Source organism: Exiguobacterium sp. s57 (assembly GCF_018617685.1).
GTDB lineage: Bacteria > Bacillota > Bacilli > Exiguobacteriales > Exiguobacteriaceae > Exiguobacterium > Exiguobacterium marinum.
Map to the genome: position 1 here is coordinate 58,568 of NZ_JACSKR010000004.1, position 17,288 is coordinate 75,855.

General features: G+C 47.2%; 19 protein-coding genes. 7 read left to right on the forward strand and 12 right to left on the reverse strand.

Going from position 1 to position 17,288, the window contains the following annotated elements; genetic code table 11:
• Positions 1–140: 140 nt before the first annotated feature.
• From KNO98_RS10485 to KNO98_RS10500, 4 genes are all read left to right on the forward strand, one after another.
• Entirely contained in the window at positions 141–689 is a 549-nt protein-coding gene (locus KNO98_RS10485; protein WP_214700803.1) for a bifunctional transcriptional activator/DNA repair enzyme AdaA, read from the forward strand.
• The gene (locus tag KNO98_RS10490) at positions 686–1,579 is read left to right on the forward strand and encodes a DNA-3-methyladenine glycosylase family protein (protein WP_214700804.1); all 894 of its coding nucleotides are present in this window, start codon (positions 686–688) and stop codon (positions 1,577–1,579) included. Before KNO98_RS10485 ends, KNO98_RS10490 begins: the two co-directional genes overlap by 4 nt.
• Entirely contained in the window at positions 1,566–2,048 is a 483-nt protein-coding gene (locus KNO98_RS10495; RefSeq protein WP_214700805.1) for a methylated-DNA--[protein]-cysteine S-methyltransferase, read from the forward strand. Before KNO98_RS10490 ends, KNO98_RS10495 begins: the two co-directional genes overlap by 14 nt.
• 115 nt (positions 2,049–2,163) lie before the next feature.
• Positions 2,164–3,027 (forward strand): DegV family protein, encoded by an 864-nt coding sequence (locus tag KNO98_RS10500; protein ID WP_214700806.1) that lies wholly within the window; start codon positions 2,164–2,166, stop codon positions 3,025–3,027.
• Positions 3,028–3,053: 26 nt separating this feature from the next.
• Here KNO98_RS10500 and KNO98_RS10505 read toward each other — a convergent pair whose 3' ends face one another.
• Complete coding sequence (locus KNO98_RS10505; protein ID WP_214700807.1) at positions 3,054–3,596, reverse strand: histidine phosphatase family protein; 543 nt, start codon at positions 3,594–3,596, stop codon at positions 3,054–3,056.
• 28 nt (positions 3,597–3,624) lie between these two features.
• The gene (locus KNO98_RS10510; RefSeq protein WP_214700808.1) at positions 3,625–4,083 is read right to left on the reverse strand and encodes a DUF2691 family protein; all 459 of its coding nucleotides are present in this window, start codon (positions 4,081–4,083) and stop codon (positions 3,625–3,627) included.
• 191 nt (positions 4,084–4,274) lie between these two features.
• On the opposite strand from KNO98_RS10510, the gene KNO98_RS10515 reads away from it, so the two are divergent.
• The gene (locus KNO98_RS10515; protein WP_214700810.1) at positions 4,275–5,774 is read left to right on the forward strand and encodes a malate:quinone oxidoreductase; all 1,500 of its coding nucleotides are present in this window, start codon (positions 4,275–4,277) and stop codon (positions 5,772–5,774) included.
• A 268-nt stretch (positions 5,775–6,042) separates the two neighbouring features.
• Here KNO98_RS10515 and KNO98_RS10520 read toward each other — a convergent pair whose 3' ends face one another.
• From KNO98_RS10520 to adhP, 3 genes are all read right to left on the reverse strand, one after another.
• Positions 6,043–6,570 (reverse strand): CarD family transcriptional regulator, encoded by a 528-nt coding sequence (locus KNO98_RS10520; protein ID WP_026824688.1) that lies wholly within the window; start codon positions 6,568–6,570, stop codon positions 6,043–6,045.
• A 107-nt stretch (positions 6,571–6,677) separates the two neighbouring features.
• Positions 6,678–7,103 (reverse strand): MarR family winged helix-turn-helix transcriptional regulator, encoded by a 426-nt coding sequence (locus KNO98_RS10525; RefSeq protein WP_026824687.1) that lies wholly within the window; start codon positions 7,101–7,103, stop codon positions 6,678–6,680.
• A gap of 114 nt (positions 7,104–7,217) precedes the next feature.
• On the reverse strand, positions 7,218–8,246 hold the full coding sequence (gene adhP, locus KNO98_RS10530; protein WP_026824686.1) for an alcohol dehydrogenase AdhP: 1,029 nt from the start codon (positions 8,244–8,246) through the stop codon (positions 7,218–7,220).
• 184 nt (positions 8,247–8,430) lie between these two features.
• Between adhP and KNO98_RS10535 the strand changes: the two genes are divergently transcribed.
• A complete protein-coding gene (locus KNO98_RS10535) occupies positions 8,431–9,180 on the forward strand; it encodes a hypothetical protein (RefSeq protein ID WP_214700812.1) in 750 nt (249 codons plus the stop codon).
• 46 nt (positions 9,181–9,226) lie between these two features.
• Here the strand turns inward: KNO98_RS10535 and KNO98_RS10540 are convergent, their stop codons facing one another.
• The 3 genes from KNO98_RS10540 to KNO98_RS10550 all read right to left on the reverse strand — a co-directional run bounded on the left by KNO98_RS10540 (position 9,227) and on the right by KNO98_RS10550 (position 11,438).
• On the reverse strand, positions 9,227–10,063 hold the full coding sequence (locus KNO98_RS10540; protein ID WP_214700813.1) for an aldo/keto reductase: 837 nt from the start codon (positions 10,061–10,063) through the stop codon (positions 9,227–9,229).
• A gap of 78 nt (positions 10,064–10,141) precedes the next feature.
• On the reverse strand, positions 10,142–11,104 hold the full coding sequence (locus KNO98_RS10545) for an HAAS signaling domain-containing protein (RefSeq protein WP_214700815.1): 963 nt from the start codon (positions 11,102–11,104) through the stop codon (positions 10,142–10,144).
• Positions 11,091–11,438 (reverse strand): PadR family transcriptional regulator, encoded by a 348-nt coding sequence (locus KNO98_RS10550; RefSeq protein WP_026824682.1) that lies wholly within the window; start codon positions 11,436–11,438, stop codon positions 11,091–11,093. Before KNO98_RS10550 ends, KNO98_RS10545 begins: the two co-directional genes overlap by 14 nt.
• Before the next feature lie 128 nt (positions 11,439–11,566).
• Between KNO98_RS10550 and KNO98_RS10555 the strand changes: the two genes are divergently transcribed.
• Positions 11,567–11,968: a hypothetical protein gene (locus tag KNO98_RS10555; RefSeq protein ID WP_214700817.1), complete on the forward strand. Its 402-nt coding sequence runs from the start codon at positions 11,567–11,569 to the stop codon at positions 11,966–11,968.
• 39 nt (positions 11,969–12,007) lie between these two features.
• Here the strand turns inward: KNO98_RS10555 and ahpF are convergent, their stop codons facing one another.
• The 4 genes from ahpF to htpG all read right to left on the reverse strand — a co-directional run bounded on the left by ahpF (position 12,008) and on the right by htpG (position 17,217).
• Positions 12,008–13,531 (reverse strand): alkyl hydroperoxide reductase subunit F, encoded by a 1,524-nt coding sequence (gene ahpF / locus KNO98_RS10560; protein WP_214700818.1) that lies wholly within the window; start codon positions 13,529–13,531, stop codon positions 12,008–12,010.
• 11 nt (positions 13,532–13,542) lie between these two features.
• Positions 13,543–14,106 carry an alkyl hydroperoxide reductase subunit C gene (ahpC, locus tag KNO98_RS10565; RefSeq protein ID WP_214700819.1) on the reverse strand — a complete coding sequence of 188 codons (564 nt, stop codon included), beginning with the start codon at positions 14,104–14,106 and terminating at the stop codon, positions 13,543–13,545.
• A gap of 328 nt (positions 14,107–14,434) precedes the next feature.
• Positions 14,435–15,253 (reverse strand): SRA domain-containing endonuclease, encoded by an 819-nt coding sequence (locus KNO98_RS10570; protein WP_214700820.1) that lies wholly within the window; start codon positions 15,251–15,253, stop codon positions 14,435–14,437.
• Between the two features lie 95 nt (positions 15,254–15,348).
• A complete protein-coding gene (htpG, locus tag KNO98_RS10575) occupies positions 15,349–17,217 on the reverse strand; it encodes a molecular chaperone HtpG (protein WP_214700821.1) in 1,869 nt (622 codons plus the stop codon).
• Between the last annotated feature and the right edge of the window lie 71 nt (positions 17,218–17,288).

Here is a 17,288-nt window from a genome sequence, read left to right on the forward strand (position 1 = left end):
AGTGTCTTCTAACTAAATCGTACTATAGGATACGATTGAAATCTGTAAAACGTTTCAAAAACAGGGGATTGTAAGCGCAAGAAAGAGGATGAAATGTTGATTTTAGATTTGCTACAGTGTAAGGAGAAAGGGGTGTGGAGATGCTGACATTTGAAGAAAAATGGGCGAAAGTGCTCGCTTGTGATGCGACGTATGACGGGCTATTCTATACGGCCGTCAAGACGACAGGAATCTATTGCCGACCATCATGCCGTTCCCGCAAACCGAAAAAAGAGAATGTCGATTTTTATATGACGAGACAAGAGGTGGAAGCGAACGGATTCCGACCGTGCAAGCGATGCCAGCCGGAAGTCGAGCATGCCCCACACCGAGCGCTCGTACAACAGGTGACAGTGTATCTGATGGAACATTATAAACAGCCGATTCGCCTCGAAAAAATTGCCGAGCATGTCCAGCTGAGTCCGTTCCATTTGGAGCGAACGTTCACCCAAACGTCAGGAGAGACGCCAAGGCAACTATTGGAGCGACTTCGTATCGACAAGGCAGCTTATTTATTACGAACGACCGCGATGAGCAATCTGACAGTCTGCTATGAGGTCGGGTTTCAAACACCGTCGAACTTTTACCGCGTGTTCCGTCAAGTGAAAGGTTGTACACCAAATACGTATCGAAAAGGAGAGGACGTATGACAGAGATGCTAATCGCTGTACAGCAGCCGTTTGATTTTCAAGAGTATCTCGTCTTTTTAAGTCGGTCAAATCAAGAGGTGCTCCATGTCACGACGGACGAGGCGATTCAAAAGTTGATGCGAATCGGGGAACGCCTTATCCTCGTCGAACTTCAAGGAGAGCAGGGTCACATTCGTGTGGTGTTCCCAGTCGATGACGTTTCAGAGATGGAGATGGAAAGCATTGAACGTGAGGTGCGTGACTGGTTAGACCTCGATCGTGACCTAACACCGTTTGAGGCGATGGGGGCAGAGGATGAATTACTGGCTCCTTTGATTGAAGCGCATCGCGGGTTACGGATGATCGGCTTTCCAGATTTGTTCGAGGCACTCACGTGGGCCATCATCGGGCAACAAATCACGTTATCCTTCGCCTATACAATCAAACGTCGGTTCGTCGAACGATATGGAGAACAGCGAGTCGTCGAGGGAAGAACGTATTGGACGTTCCCACGGGCGGAACGAATCGCCTCGCTCGAACCGGAAGCGTTACGTGAGCTTCAGTTCAGTCGAAGGAAAGCGGAGTATATCATTGATATTGCACGGGAAATAACAGGTGGGACATTATCAAAATCGGCTCTACAATCGCAATCTTCAACTGATACCCGTCAACGGTTACTCGCAATCCGGGGTGTCGGAGAATGGACGGCAGACTATGTGTTGATGAAGTGTTTCCAAGACGCCTCAGCCTTCCCAGTCGCGGATGTCGGATTGCATCAAGCGATTCAGCATCGTTTAGGGACGACTGAAAAGCCGACGATTGAAGAAGTGAGACGTTACGGTGAGTCCTGGAAGGGTTGGGAAGGATACGCGACATTTTATCTGTGGAGGTCATTATATGGAAACGTATAGACTAGACGTGGAGACACCAATTGGCTTGATCGAAGTCGTTGGGATAGAGAAAGTCATTCAATCAATCTTATTCGTCGAACGCGAAGCGGCGCAATTACCTGAACCGAATGTACCTGGTGTGTTGCGACAGTGTAAGGATGAACTCGATGATTATTTTCGAGGGGAGAGGATGACGTTCACCTTTCCGATTGAACAAGTGGGCACGCCGTTTCAGCGGGATGTGTGGAGTACGTTACAGAAAATTCCTTATGCGGAGACGGCTTCTTACCGAGAACTCGCCGAACGAGTGAAACGACCCGCGGCTGTCCGCGCGGTCGGAGCAACGAACGGGCGTAACAAGCTGAGCATCGTTTTGCCTTGTCATCGCGTCATCGGATCAAATGGGAAATTGACTGGCTATGCCGGCGGACTTTGGCGAAAAGAATGGCTCTTGTATCATGAAAAACAAGTCGCACATCAAACCCAGTAAAAAAACATTTCCCCCTCCAAATCTGCTACACTAAAGGAGATCCTATCGTGACGTCGGACTCGACGAAGTTATAGGATGATTCCCGTCACTTATGGAGAAAGTTTTGGAGGAATGCATGATTAAATTATTAGCAGATTCAACGTGTGACTTATCGGATGAAGTGCTTGAACGGTACAACATCGGGGTCGCGCCGTTGATCATTACCATGAACAATATGTCTTACCAGGACCGGGTGGATATCCAGCCGGATGATTTTTATGGAATGTTGGAAGCGCTCCCGGAATTTCCGACGACGGCAATGCCGAGCCCGGCGACGTTCTTACGATTGATGGAAGATGCGGTCGCTGCCGGTCATGAGGAGATTTTATGCATTTGTATGTCGAGTGGCACGAGCGGCTCGTATCAGTCGGCGATCATCGGAAAAGAGTACTTCGAAGAGGCGCATCCTGACTCGACTGTTAAAATTCACGTCGTCGACTCTCGTTCGATGAGTCACGGGAGCGGCTGGCTGTTGCTAAAGAGTGCGCAAATGCGTGAAGCCGGTGCGACGTTCGAACAGCTCGTTGACTTCAATGAGACGTACAAGACGAAAGTGAAGCATTTCTTATCCGTGGACGACTTGGACCACTTGATTAAGAGCGGACGAATCTCAAACGCGAGTGCCATCATCGGAAAACTACTCATGGTGAAACCGATTATGAGCATGAAGAACGGGAAAGGTGCCATTGTTGCCAAGGAACGAGGTACCCGTAAAGTGCTGAAGCATTATACGGACGAGTTCGTGAAACGCGTGAATCCGGATATCACGAATTTTGTGATCATCGGGTATACATCCGATCAGCGAGTTGCCGAAAACTTAAAAGCGAAAATTGAAGCAGAAACAGATTTTACAGGCGAGATTTACCTCATGCAGATGGGTGTCTCGGTCGGGACACACGTTGGTTTAGGTGCGATTTCAATGTTTTTCGTAGAGAAGTAATAAAAGCCGTCTCATGTCGAGGCGGCTTATTTGTATGGCCAAATGTGCTCAATAACTGAATTATGACCATCGAAATCGAGGCGATAGACGTCTGGATTACGCATCGTACGCCACGTTTCAAAGTCATATCGTGGGTCGAGGTGTTGTAAGAGGAGTGCGAGCAGGTTGCCGTGCGTCACCAATAGTGTCGCGGCATGTTGAGATTGAGCACGCTCCACGACTTGTAGGATGCGATTCGTCGCTTCTTGGCTAGATTCAGCATCAAGTAGTTTGAAAGTCGGGTCGATGAACGATTGACGTAATGGGGTCAGCCAGTCTTCAAGCGGTTCGTGAGACAGGATGCGTTCTCTCAGTAACGGTTCACGCTCGATTTGAAGTTGGTGGGCATCGGCGAGTGACGTGACCGAAGCGACCGCACGGATGTAATCGCTTGAGATGATCCGATCAATCGAGATATCACGAAAAAAGTCGCGAAGCAGGAGAGCTTGTGCGTGACCTGCTTCCGTGAGCGGGGCGTCAGGTTCTTGGCCCGCGGCTGAGCAGTGGCGAATCAAATAGAGTGTGGGCATGATGGATTCTCCTTATTTAAATGTATAATCACCAACATGATAGGTGTGTCCTCGAGTCATTGTTACTTGTGATGTATGCGATGTCCTCGAATCCATGCAAAATAGCATTTTGATAGAGCGAGCCGAGCATCTGTTGATCTTTACAATAGATTGTCACGTCTTGACTGTCCGTCACAATTAGTGCAAATTCGCACGTGCTACGTAGAAAGTCTTCATACGTTTCAACTTCCGTAGACACGTTAGGGTGGAACGCTTTGATATCAACGAAAATCAAATAGTGTTGTTGAATAATCAGTTCATTGAGTTGACGACCATCGATTACGGTCGAATCCAAAAATAACAGACGATCGAGTTGCTCATCTTTCACAATGTAGGATTCCTCATCCACCACCTTCCATCGGTATTGGTCAAGAGGGATTGGACTCAATATCACTTGCAAAAACTGCCCGTATTGATTGGGTATTTTAAAACGTATGCCACGTCTCAAAAGAATACCTCCTTCGTTTCAAGGAATCATCCCATTTTCATAAAAAGTTTCAACACAAAAAATCATACATAACCCTTATCATTCATCACAAAAGAGTTATAATCGGTATAACGATTATAAAATATACGATTGAGGAATGGGGATTCTTCGATTGTATGACAAAAAATTCAGGGGATAAGGATGGGGTTTTCATGAGCAGTACGCAAACGAGAACAGACGTCATTTTAATTGGGGCAGGCATTATGAGCGCAACGCTCGGTTCACTCTTTAAAGAGCTCGTACCGGAGTGGAACATCAAAGTGTTCGAAAAGCTCGATGCAGCAGGGGAAGAAAGTTCAAACGAATGGAATAACGCAGGTACGGGACATGCCGCACTATGCGAATTAAACTATACAACTGAGAACGCAGATGGGACGATCGACATCTCCAAAGCAGTCAACGTCAACGAGCAGTTCCAAATCTCGCGCCAGTTTTGGGCGCATCTCGTCAAGCAAGGATTAATTGAAAACCCAGAGGCCTTTATTCGTTCGATTCCACATATGAGCATGGTCCAAGGGGAGCAGAACGTCGACTTCTTGAAGCGTCGTTTGGAAGCGCTAACAACGAATCCGTTGTTTGAAGGGATGGTCTTATCGGACGACCCGAATCAATTACAGGAATGGTTCCCGCTCATCATGGGAGGTCGGACATCGGATGAACCGATTGCCGCAACGAAAATCGATTCAGGGACGGATGTGAACTTCGGTGCATTGACACGTATGTTGTTTGAGCATCTCACATCAAACGGGGTCGAGGTCAACTATGGTCATAGCGTCGAGGACGTGAAGCGTCTCGGCAACGGTCATTGGGAAGTGAAAGTGAAAGACGTGTCTCGGGACACGATTGAGACGCATACGGCACCATTCCTCTTTATCGGAGGCGGGGGTGGTAGTTTGCCACTCTTACAAAAGACAGGGATTCCCGAGTCGAAACAAATCGGAGGATTTCCGGTCAGTGGGCTCTTCCTCGTCTGTAAAAATCGCGAGGTTATCGAGCAACATCACGCTAAAGTTTACGGAAAGGCGAAAGTCGGGGCACCGCCGATGTCGGTACCGCACCTCGACACACGCTTTATCGATGGACGCAAAGAATTGCTGTTTGGACCGTTCGCCGGCTTCACGCCGAAGTTCTTGAAAACAGGATCAAACTTGGATTTGATCCGTACGGTCAAGCCGAATAACGTCATCACGATGCTTGCGGCAGGTGCAAAAGAGATGCCGCTTACGAAATACTTGGTCGAGCAGGTACTCTTGTCACACGACAAACGGATGGATGAACTGCGTGAATTCATCCCGAACGCCAAGAACGAAGATTGGGAAATCGTTGTGGCTGGGCAACGGGTTCAGGTCATCAAAGATACTCCGCAAGGAAAAGGGACGCTTCAATTCGGAACGGAAGTCGTCAGCGCGGAAGATGGATCGGTCGCGGCACTTCTTGGTGCTTCTCCAGGTGCATCGACAGCTGTTCATGTCATGTTGAAAGTGCTCGAACAGTGCTTCCCGCAACAGTTGCCGGAATGGGAAGCAAAAATCAAAGAGATGGTTCCATCGTATGGCTTGAAGTTGTCGGAACATCCGGACCTGTTTAGAACGATTCACGAATCGACAGCGCTCGCGCTCGGTCTAAAAGAAAAAGATGTGGTACACAATTAATTTACTTGGAGCGAGTATACAATCGTATGCTCGCCCTCTTTGTATAGAACAAGTGATTACTCTTTCACCATTTTTTGGACTTTCGGACCTATCTAGTATGTCATCGATGCGTTTGACGATCCCTTAACTGTTGTCGTTTATTTCTGTGATGGAGAGAGACTTTTTTCGACAGGTTGCGTACCCTTGTGGCGACGATATTGAACCTGTGCCGATGATGGCTCGTCCGTATTGATGAATCACAAAAAAAGACCGCTTCCACAGGAAGGGGTCAAGGTGTGAGTGTCGTCATACTTTCATGTAAATACTCAGATATGCTACGATCAATGTCGCTTTCTGAACGATTGAGAGCAAGCGAGATTTCTTTTACCAAAATGGTTTTGGCGTTCTCTAGAATCTTACGATCTTGTTCGTATAGCTTTTTATTCGCATGGAGCGCCTCAATATGTCGACGACTCAATGTATTGACGACTTGAGCGATATCGTGACGGTTCCCTGAATGGACGACATTCAAAAATTCGCGATTGCGATTGTTGGAATGCGGGTTCCATTCAACGCCAGGCGAGCGGAACGACTCTAAAATCTCTAATGCCTCGTCTGCTTCGAGCAATGTCAACATCATCACATTATCGTTATCGACCGGGATGCTGATCTGTAACTTCTGTGCATTGTTGATCGGGTGAAGCGTGTAGTATGATTTCGTTTCTCCTGCGACCGTTTTGTCCGAAATGTCGTCGATGCGACATACGCCATGGGTCGAGTAGATGATTAAGTCTCCAGCTTTAAACAAGTCGATCACCTCTTCCTTATCCATAAGCATAGTCGTTCAGAAGGTGAAATGTCAACTCGGTTGACGTTTGGGTTCATATATGCATATAAAAACCGTGCCGATTCTATCCGACACGATTACAGCTTCCAGTCCATGCGCAGAATGATTTTCAGTTGCTCGAAGGCATCTTGTCCAATTCCTTCTCGGATACGTTGCTCGAGTTGCGCTTTGAGCGCCTCGTTTTGTTCATAACAAGTATGGCCGAGCGCAGTCAGTTCGATGCATTTGTCTTTTCGACTCTGTGGATGGTCCGTTACGAGAACGAGTGCTTTTCCTTCAAGGTTCTTAATTAGTTTATGGATGGCTTGTCGAGAGATATGGACATTTCTTGTGACTTCGGCAATAGTCGTGTTCGATTGGTAAAGTGTTGCGAGAATATACCATTCAGAGTTTGAGATGAGGATGTCACTCTGTTCATTCCAAGATTGTTCACTCATCCGTCGAACTTGATTGTTTCGTTCTGTCAGCAAATCAAGCAGACGGGTTGACGTTGATGGAGTCAAATCAAGTCACTCCTCTTTCATTTTCGGCTTTTTGGACGTTCCTAACTATACAAAAGCAACTATACCCCGTCAACGTCAAACTAGAACAAAACGAGGCACATGGCCTCGTTTTAATTAACAGTCTTTATTTTTGAAGTCGATGACCATGCGTCCTTGAATTTTCCCTTGCTCCATCTCTTCAAAGATATCTTGAACTTCGTGAAGACAACGTTTGTGAACAACAGGCACAACGAGTCCTTCTGCTCCGAATTGGAAGGCTTCCTCTAAGTCTTTACGTGTCCCGACGAGAGATCCGACGACTTCGATTCCATCGAGAACGAGACGAGGAATATTCAAATCCATCGTTTCAGAAGGAAGACCGACTGCTACGACTTTCCCACAAGCGCGAACCGCATTGACAGCTGAGTTAAATGCGACTTTAGAGACAGCCGTGACGACTGCAGCGTGTGCACCACCGAACTTCTCTTGGACGATGTCTGCCGCATCTCCTTCGGTCGATGGATTGATTGTCAAATCAGCGCCACTCTCTTTGGCAAGTTCAAGCTTATCATCGTTCAAGTCGACGGCAATCACATGCGCATTGAATACATGCTTCGCATATTGAATTGCCAGGTTGCCCAGTCCCCCACAACCATAGATGATGACCGTCTCACCAGGTTTGACGTCTGCCACTTTGATGGCCTTATACGTCGTGACACCGGCACAAGTAATACTTGATGCCTGTGCAGGGTCTAATCCTTTAGGTACTTTGACGGCATAATCGGCGACGACGATACTTTGTTCGGCCATTCCGCCATCTACGCTATATCCGGCGTTTTGAACGTTTCGGCAGAACGTTTCCCGTCCCGTCGTACAATATTCACAGCGACCACACGCATGATACATCCAAGCGATACTGACGCGGTCTCCGACTTTTAAACTCGTGACATCATCCGCAATTTGAGACACGACTCCAATTCCTTCATGACCGAGCACGCGACCTTGAACATCTCCAAAATCACCACCGGCGACGTGAAGGTCCGTGTGACATACCCCACAGTACTCGACATCGACGAGTGCTTCTCCTGCTTGTAATGGACGTATTTCCTTTTCAACGATTTCGATATTGGCTTTGCTTGCTGAATTGACAACGACTGCTTTCATGTCTCAACACACTCCTTGTGAAATGTTATAAAACCTAAGGAAATCTTTCTTCAATCACAACGTCAGAATATCACAAAATATGGAATGGAAGCGCTTTATTTTTATATAGCATTTGTCTGAAACATGAATTTTTTTCACATGAAGATTTTGGGGAATAGAGATAGAAGTAGCAAATGAAAGGAGTATGGTTCAGGTGACAAGAACAAAATTATTTCACACATATAAATCAAAAATCTTGCAGCTATCTGATTTAGAGGAAGAGAAGTTAAAAAGTGAAGATTTTTTGTTAGATCGTGATGAAAAGAAACAACTTGATATCTATTACGCACCGTTTGAATATATCAATCCGGATGCTAAAGTCGTTATCGCCGGGATCACGCCAGGCTTGTATCAAATGCGTCAGTCGTTCGAGGCGATTCGCGATTTGAAAGATGCTTCTGATGAAGAAGCACTGCGAGCCGTCAAACAACGGGGAAGTTTCTCTGGTCCGATTCGTAAGAACTTGGTGACGATGCTGGACGATTTGGATTTACATCATCATTTGGGAATCGAATCATCCCTTGATTTATTTGGGTCGGCGAACCATCTCGTACAAAACACGGCGGTTCTCCCTTATCCCGTTTTCTATAAAGGTAAGAACTATAACGGGTCGAGCCCGGATATGATTCGGACTGAACTGTTTCGACCTTACGTGGAAGGTGTATTCGCTGAAGAGATGGCACAGCTGAAAGATGCCCTCATTCTACCGATGGGCGTGAACGTGAGACGAGCCGTGGAGCTGTTAGTGGAGCGCGGTCTCTTGGACCAGGAGCGGGTCGTGAGCGGGTTTCCGCACCCATCCGGCGGGAACGGTCATCGTCACCGCATCTTCGCCGAAAATCGAGACGCCATGAAACGACACATTGCTGAACATTTCAAACGACATCCACTCTGAACCGTATAACGAAAAGAAGATTGAGCCTCCGTTGGCTCAATCTTCTTTAGTACTCTTCGTATTCACGCGGATCCTGGTCATCGATGCGACCATCTGGTTTCGTCAACGCATTAAGCGTCTCCATCTCTTCATCTGTCAATTCAAAGTTGAAGATATCGAGATTCTCTTTTTGGTGCAACTCGCTAGACGAGCGGGCGAGCGGGATGACCCCAAGTTGCACATGCCAACGCAAGATGACTTGAGACACACTCTTTCCTTTTTGTTTGGCGAGCTCGGTGATCTTTTCATCATGGATGACCGTACGGGCGCGACTGAGTGGGCTCCACGCTTCTGTGATGATGCCTCGCTCCTTGTCGGCTTGACGCTGTTCGACTTGAGAGAAGTACGGGTGTAGCTCGATTTGATTGATGACCGGTGTTTCTCCCGTCTCTTCAATCAAACGATTGAGATGTTCCGGCATAAAGTTCGAGACCCCAATGGAGCGGATCCATCCGTTTTTCTTCGCTTGAATCAAGGCACGCCATGCCTCGACATACTTGTCTTGTTTCGGGTTTGGCCAATGCAAGAGGAACAAATCCCAATAGTCGAGGTTCGCCCGATACAGGGACTCCCGAATCATCTCGAGTGCTTGGTCGTAGTCATAATATTGCGCGCGCAATTTTGATGTTAAGAAAAGCTGTTCGCGCGGAATGCCGGATTGACGAACCGCTTCACCGACCGTGCCTTCATTGTCATAACGAATTGCCGAATCGATGAGTCGATATCCGTTTCGGATGGCACACGTAATGGCGTCGACGCCTGCCTCACCTTTCAAATAAACCGTCCCGAGTCCAATGGCTGGAATCTCATGGCCGTCATGTAACTTGATTGTTGGAATACCCATCAAATGCCTCCCCATTCAAAATCCGTTCTCTAGTCCCGTATTCCACTTTCCTCGGAAATGAAACGTTTGAATGTGAGATCAACGCCGAAATGCTTTGTAGAAACCTTCACCTAAATCAATGATACACACGATGATGATGGTGAGCAATACACTCCAGGCGCCCCAGCGACTAATCGTTTCGATGTCGATATTGGTTTGATCGGCAATCAACGAAATGGCGTCGGATGAAATCAAATCAGGTTGCAGTAAAATGAGCGCCGTGATGACAATCCAGACGACATTGAAGAGGGCGTTCCACAAGGCGAGCGGCTTCGTCCAGTGTCGAACCATCCATTTATAAATAGCGATGGCGATCCCAAAGACGGCCAAGGCGATGACAAACGGGAGGAATCGATCCAAGACAGACGGATTCAACAACGGATAGGATTTACCATTCATGACGACTCGAATCATCTGCTCGGCGTTGACGTACAATACGACCATCAAAACGGTGGCGACAAAGTCAAACAAGATTGAACCAAAAGAAATCGAGGTCGAACGTGGTTTCACTTTCTTGAGTTGTTTAGGTTTCCAACTAGAGAAGGGGACTTCACCTTCAGGCACAGTGCGTTCGATGATGAAGAACGTAAGCGTAATCCAAAATAGCGTCTGGACGACGACGTTGAAGATGGCCGCCCCGACTTGAAGGAATCCTTGAATCAAGAATGGAAGCCAAGACGTGTCGTCAATCGAGTTGTTCAGATAACCGATGACTGAGAGGATTGTGATGACCGTGACGGCAATCGGTAAGACGATCTTGATGACGTTCACGTATTGTGTGAAGAGGGCAGGGCCGATCAGGTGGAGCGGTCGGTTCGCATAACGAGCAGCGAGAATATGAGGGTCACCGAGTTGGCGCAACGCTTCAAACAAAGTCGCTTCAGACGGGTCATTTCCAGTCATGTCATCAATGGTCGACTCTAATTCGAGTGCGACGTCTTGCCGCATCGACTCAGGAATTCGAGAGGTGACTTCATCAATATACACATCACGAAGATTCATGATCATTTCCTCCTTCAATCAAACGGGTCAATGTTTTCGACATGTTCATCCATTCCACGTACAACTCATTCAAAATATCCAATCCGTCCGGGCTGAGCACATAGTACTTTCGTGGTCGACTCTCCGTCGTGTCCCAGGAGCTCGTGACGAGTCCTTGTTTTTCAAGTCGACGCAAGAGCGGGTAGAGCGTACTCTGGTCAATGTTGATGTCGGCATCAAGTAGCGCTTGAACGAGAGAATAGCCGTATTGGGGTGTCTTCAACTGGCTGAGCACCGCAATCGTCAACGTGCCGCGTCGCAACTCTGTCACTAACGAGGCTTTTACATCGGACATTTTTTCGCCTCCTTCATTCGTTTATCTTTATACTGTATATAATACACTATAAGTTATCATACATCAATGTGAATAAAAGATGTTGAGTCATTTCCTGATTTTGGGATAATGAAAGGGAGGTGATGTGGATGAAGTGGTGGTGGATGATTGGCGGTATAATAACTGTCGTGTTGATGGAAGTGAACGTTCGAGTATATGGGGGAGCCGCAACATTCGGGGTGCCGATTGGCTGGATCATCATGCTACTAGTCTTGGTACAGTTTCGAAAGCCGACATCGACTCCGTGGGCGGTGTCGTTTGGAGTGATCAGCGTAAGTATAGGAATCGTGTTATCCGTACCGACTTATTCGGTAGCGGAGGCAGAAGAGACGTTGAGCAAAACGTACAATGACGTGACGTACATGGAAAGCGTTCCGACGACCGGGGGAGAATGGAATCCATTTACCCCTCGAGTAGGCTACCGGTTTAAAGCAGGAAGCGGAGAATCGATTTTATTCATCCCGGACTCGGGGAAGACGTTTGAACTGTAAAAAAAGACTCGCCCTCTAGGATGAGAGCGAGTCTTTGTGTTAGTTGCGAATCATGTAGTCGAAGGCGCCGAGTGCGGCTGTCGCACCAGAACCCATCGAGATGATGATTTGTTTGTAGGCGCTGTTCGTGCAGTCTCCTGCCGCGAACACACCTGGGACGTTCGTCGCGCCATGACGGTCGACGACGATTTCCCCGAAGTTGTTGCGTTCGACCGAGTCGAGCCAGTCCGTGTTCGGGACGAGACCGATTTGGACGAAGACGCCTTCCAGTTCGACATGATGTGACTCGTTCGTCTCACGAGACACATACGAGATGCCGTTCACTTTGTCCGTACCCGTAATTTCTGTCGTCTGAGCGTTCGTGATGACAGTCACGTTCGGGAGGCTGTGGAGACGGTCTTGAAGCACTTGGTCGGCCTTGAGTTCAGGGGCGAACTCGAGGACCGTCACGTGTTTGACGATTCCGGCGAGATCGATGGCCGCTTCGATACCGGAGTTACCGCCACCGATGACCGCGACACGTTTCCCTTCAAAGAGAGGACCGTCACAGTGCGGGCAGTAAGCGACCCCTTTGTTTTTGAACTCCGCCTCACCTGGGACGTTGACGTTACGCCAGCGTGCACCGGTTGAGAGGATGACACTCTTACTTTTCAGGACGGCACCGTTCTCGAGTTCGATTTCGACGAGGTCATTTTTCTCAAGACGCTTCGCGCGTTGGAGGTTCATGACGTCGATGCCATACTCTTTGACGTGCTCTTCAAGACTTGCGACAAGCTTTGGACCTTCTGTATAAGCGGTACCGATGAAGTTCTCAATACCCATCGTGTCCATCACTTGGCCACCGAAGCGCTCTGCGATGATTCCTGTACGGATTCCTTTACGAGCCGCGTATACGGCAGCACTTGCACCAGCTGGACCGCCACCGACGACGAGGACGTCGTATGGGTCTTTGTCCGAGAATGCAGAGGCGTCAGGACCTGTACCGAGTTTCGCCAAGATCTCTTCGAGTGACATCCGACCGTTACCGAACGATTCGCCGTTCAAGAAGACCGTCGGGACAGCCATAATCTCTTTCGATTCCACTTCATCCTTGAACGCGGCTCCATCGATCATCGTGTGGGTGATGTTCGGGTTGAGGACGCTCATGACGTTTAGCGCTTGCACGACGTCAGGACAGTTGTGGCAGCTGAGGCTGATATATGACTCGAAGTGATACGCGCCTTCGATGTTTTGGATTTGTTTGATCGTGTCCGCATCGACTTTCGGTGCGCGCCCGCTCACTTGGAGGAGGGCGAGGACGAGTGATGTGAACTCATGTCCGAGTGGAATCCCCGCAAAGACGATTCCTGTCTCTTCAGACGGACGATTCACGCTGAAGCTCGGTGTACGCTCGAGTGTCGCGCGTTCGACCGAGATGCGTGATGACATGCTGGCGAGTTCGTTGACGAGCTCGAGCATCTCGTTTGAGACGTTGTCTTCCCCAGCGCTCACACGGAGGACGACATCGCCCTCCATGAGCTGGAGATATTGGTCGAGCTGTTGTTTAATCGCTGCTTCTAACATGCAATCGCTCCTTACAATTTACCGACGAGGTCAAGGCTTGGGCGGAGTGTTTCAGAACCCTCTTCCCATTTCGCCGGGCAGACTTCGCCTGGATTGTTGCGTACGTATTGTGCTGCTTTGACTTTGTTGACGAGCGTGCTCGCGTCACGGCCAATGCCGCCAGCGTTGATCTCGACAGTTTGGATGACACCGTCTGGGTCGATGATGAACGTACCACGGTCTGCGAGGCCGTCTTCTTCGTTCAAGACGTCGAAGTTGCGTGAGATGACGTGTGATGGGTCACCGATCATGATGTACTCGATTTTTCCGATTTTCTCAGATGTTTCGTGCCAAGCTTTATGTGTGAAGTGTGTGTCTGTTGAGACAGAGTATACTTCTACACCGAGGTTTTGAAGTGCAGCGTACTCGTTTTGAAGATCTTCGAGTTCAGTTGGGCAGACGAATGTGAAGTCAGCTGGGTAGAAGCAGACAACGCTCCATTTGCCTTTGAGGTCATTCTCTGTAACTTCGAGGAATTCACCTGTTTGGAATGCTTGTGCTTTGAATGGTAGTACTTCTTTGCCGATTAATGACATGGGTTATGTCCTCCTTGTTTTTTTACTCTAGCGTTTCTATCTCGACTAGAATAATTATAATGTAATACTAACTTCATATAACGAGCTAGAATTGTCAAGGCGTTTGCATGCTTTGAAAGTATTAGGCTTACCAACACATTATTTACATTTGGCTTAATGGAAGGGAAGAAAACGATTACAATAGAATTGCTTTTTTTGTTTTTATATATTTATTTTTAAAAAATAAATCATCGATAAAATAAATTTTTAGTATTAAAATGTATTTCATATTCTCGAAATAGAGACATGGATTATCAATTGCCATTGAAAACCTCCCTAATCTGTTTGATTAAGGACGATCGATATTTTCAATAAGTTTAGCGATAATTTTCATTTCTAATTGTTTGTTATATTGACTACGATCTTTTCCTTTATGCAAACGCATATGACAATTAGGACAAACAGCAGCTCCTAAACCAGGACGCAATATTATTTGATCAGAGTCTGAATGTAACGAATGTAACTCTAAGTATGGACCATCTTCTGTTTCAAAAGGAGATTGTGAACCACAAGCTTCACAGTGATTGTTTGCACGAGCAAAAATACTATAATAGACAGCTGCTGACTGTTCGCGAATTTGTTGCTTTCGGGTAGTTGTGCTTAACCCATTTACTTTTTGTAAATTTTGTTGTGCGATGAGATGAAGTTCATCTAATGTCTTGTATTTCATGTTCTCAAAAAAGTGACGGGCCCCTTCAAAAACTGAGTGTATAGGTTCAAATGTGAAAACGATAATTTCACGTTGTTGATAATTTTTGTCACTCCCAAATTGAATGTCATATCCAATTAGAATCATCTGATCAACAAAGCGATACATAGAGTTTCCTATTTCTTCAAATAAATACACATCTTTATTGCTTTCAATATGTCTTAAAAGAGCTTTATTACCAGAAGTGAATGTCTGATCACCGACTTGTCCTTCCCCATTGTAATAATACAACCCCTCTTTTTCATCCCATCGATTAGCATAATCAAAGCTACTATGTTTCATATCAAAAATAAAAATTATATCGTGCTTTGCTGATGGACTGATTCCCCTTTGTCGATTACCCCCGTATTGATCGTGAATTGAAGAACGTCTATACACTTTATTTTTTTCGAATAGCATAAAGCACCTCATTCCCAAAATTTTCATTTGTTTAAAGTGTAGCATGCTTTTTTGCTAAAAACGAAAAAGACAGAGGATCCCCTCTGTCTTCACCGTTACTCCGCCATCAACGCACACACCGCATTCGAATACGCTACCGGATCTTCAATCGATAACCCTTCAATGAGGAGGGCTTGTTGATACAAGAGGTCTGTATACTGTTTCGCTTTCGCTTCATCTTCTTTATATACACGTTGGAGTGTCTGGAAGATGGCATGGTCGGCGTTCACTTCGAGCACTTTCTCCGCTTTCATGCCGCCCCCGTTTGGCATCGCGTTCAAAATCTTCTCCATCTCAATCGAGACGTCACCGGCGACCGTCAGACAGACCGGATGTGACTTGAGGTGTGTCGAGGCACGCACTTCTTTGATTCGGTCCCCGAGTTCTTGTTTCATGAAGGCGAATAAGTCTTGATTGTCTTCGTTGAGCGACTTCGCTTCCGCGTCATCGAGACCGAGGTCACCGCTCGCAATCGATTTGAACTCTTTGTCGTCATATGACTGAAGCATCTTAATCGCAAATTCGTCAATCTCTTCTGTGAAGTAGAGGATCTCGTATCCTTCTTCTTTCAAGCGTTCTGCTTGTGGCAAGAGATCGATGCGATGGATCGATTCGCCTGTCGCATAATAGATGTATTTCTGATCCTCTTTCATCCGTTCGACGTACTCTTTGAGCGAGACGAGTTTCTTCTCGTGAGAAGAATGGAAAAGAATCAAGTCCTTCAATTCGTCTTTCGCTGCGCCAAACTGGTCATACACGCCGAACTTCAATTGGCGACCGAACGATTCATAGAACTTCTCATAGTCCTCACGCTCATTTTGGAGCATCTTCTCGAGCATCCCTTTGATTTTTGACTTCACGTTTTTGGCGATCACGCGAAGCTGGCGGTCCTGCTGCAACATTTCACGGGAAATGTTGAGCGAGAGGTCTTCTGAGTCGACCATTCCTTTGACGAAGCCGAAGTAGTCCGGCAAGAGATCCGGTGACTTCTCCATGATCAACACGCCATTCGAATAGAGTTCGAGCCCTTTCTCGAACTCTTTCGTGTAATAGTCGAACGGGACCGTCGATGGGATGTAGAGGATTGACTGATACCGGATCGTGCCGTCGACGTTCAAGTGGAGGTGCTTGAGCGGCTCATCAAAGCCGTAGCGCTTCTCATGATAGAACGCCTTGTAATCCTCATCGGTCAACTCGCTCTTACGCTTCCGCCAAATCGGTACCATGCTGTTGACGGTCTCTTCTTCCTTGTAATCCTCATAATCTTCCGAGTCCTCTTTTTGACGATGTTTCGTCACATCGAGTTTGATTGGGTAACGGATGAAGTCCGAATGTTTCTTGATGAGCGAGCGGATCTCATACTCTTCAAGGAATGACGAGTACGCGTCATCTTCAGTGTCCGCTTTCAAGTGGAGCGTGATTTCTGTACCGATGTCCGCCTTGTCTGTCGACTCGATTGAATAGCCGTCTGTGCCTTCTGACTCCCATACGTATCCTTGACCGCTGTCAATCGAGCGAGTCCGTACGGTCACACGGTCAGCGACCATGAACGCAGAATAGAATCCGACTCCGAACTGGCCGATGAGGCTATGGTCTTCTTCCATCTTCGTCGCTTGCTTCATGGCGAGTGAGCCACTCTTGGCGATAATTCCAAGATTCGATTCGAGCTCTTCTTCTGTCATCCCAATCCCTGTATCGCGAATCGTGATCGTCCGCGCCTCTTTGTCGAGTTCGATTTTGACGAAGTAATCGTCTTTGTTGAACTCGATACTTTCGTCGGAGAGGGCACGATAATACATCTTGTCGATGGCGTCGCTCGCGTTCGAGATGAGCTCGCGCAAGAAAATGTCCTTATGTGTATAAATTGAGTGGACCATCAACTCTAAAATTCGTTTCGATTCGGTTTGAAACTGTTTCTTTGTCATGATCGTTCTCCTTTTGATGTCTGTATTTTGGCACTCTATAATTAAGAGTGCTAACACTCTTAATTATCCTA

Bases quoted from the DNA above. Each gene is read 5' to 3' on its own strand.
- KNO98_RS10500 (WP_214700806.1), top strand. From the start codon at position 2,164: ATGATTAAATTATTAGCAGATTCAACGTGTGACTTATCGGATGAAGTG.
- KNO98_RS10505 (WP_214700807.1), bottom strand. From the start codon at position 3,596: ATGCCCACACTCTATTTGATTCGCCACTGCTCAGCCGCGGGCCAAGAA.
- ahpC (WP_214700819.1), bottom strand. From the start codon at position 14,106: ATGTCATTAATCGGCAAAGAAGTACTACCATTCAAAGCACAAGCATTC.
- adhP (WP_026824686.1), bottom strand. From the start codon at position 8,246: ATGAAAGCAGTCGTTGTCAATTCAGCAAGCAAAGCCAATATCGAAATC.
- KNO98_RS10540 (WP_214700813.1), bottom strand. From the start codon at position 10,063: ATGGGTATTCCAACAATCAAGTTACATGACGGCCATGAGATTCCAGCC.
- KNO98_RS10515 (WP_214700810.1), top strand. From the start codon at position 4,275: ATGAGCAGTACGCAAACGAGAACAGACGTCATTTTAATTGGGGCAGGC.
- KNO98_RS10490 (WP_214700804.1), top strand. From the start codon at position 686: ATGACAGAGATGCTAATCGCTGTACAGCAGCCGTTTGATTTTCAAGAG.
- KNO98_RS10570 (WP_214700820.1), bottom strand. From the start codon at position 15,253: ATGCTATTCGAAAAAAATAAAGTGTATAGACGTTCTTCAATTCACGAT.
- ahpF (WP_214700818.1), bottom strand. From the start codon at position 13,531: ATGTTAGAAGCAGCGATTAAACAACAGCTCGACCAATATCTCCAGCTC.
- KNO98_RS10535 (WP_214700812.1), top strand. From the start codon at position 8,431: ATGGTTCAGGTGACAAGAACAAAATTATTTCACACATATAAATCAAAA.
- KNO98_RS10485 (WP_214700803.1), top strand. From the start codon at position 141: ATGCTGACATTTGAAGAAAAATGGGCGAAAGTGCTCGCTTGTGATGCG.
- KNO98_RS10495 (WP_214700805.1), top strand. From the start codon at position 1,566: ATGGAAACGTATAGACTAGACGTGGAGACACCAATTGGCTTGATCGAA.
- KNO98_RS10545 (WP_214700815.1), bottom strand. From the start codon at position 11,104: ATGAATCTTCGTGATGTGTATATTGATGAAGTCACCTCTCGAATTCCT.
- htpG (WP_214700821.1), bottom strand. From the start codon at position 17,217: ATGACAAAGAAACAGTTTCAAACCGAATCGAAACGAATTTTAGAGTTG.
- KNO98_RS10555 (WP_214700817.1), top strand. From the start codon at position 11,567: ATGAAGTGGTGGTGGATGATTGGCGGTATAATAACTGTCGTGTTGATG.
- KNO98_RS10550 (WP_026824682.1), bottom strand. From the start codon at position 11,438: ATGTCCGATGTAAAAGCCTCGTTAGTGACAGAGTTGCGACGCGGCACG.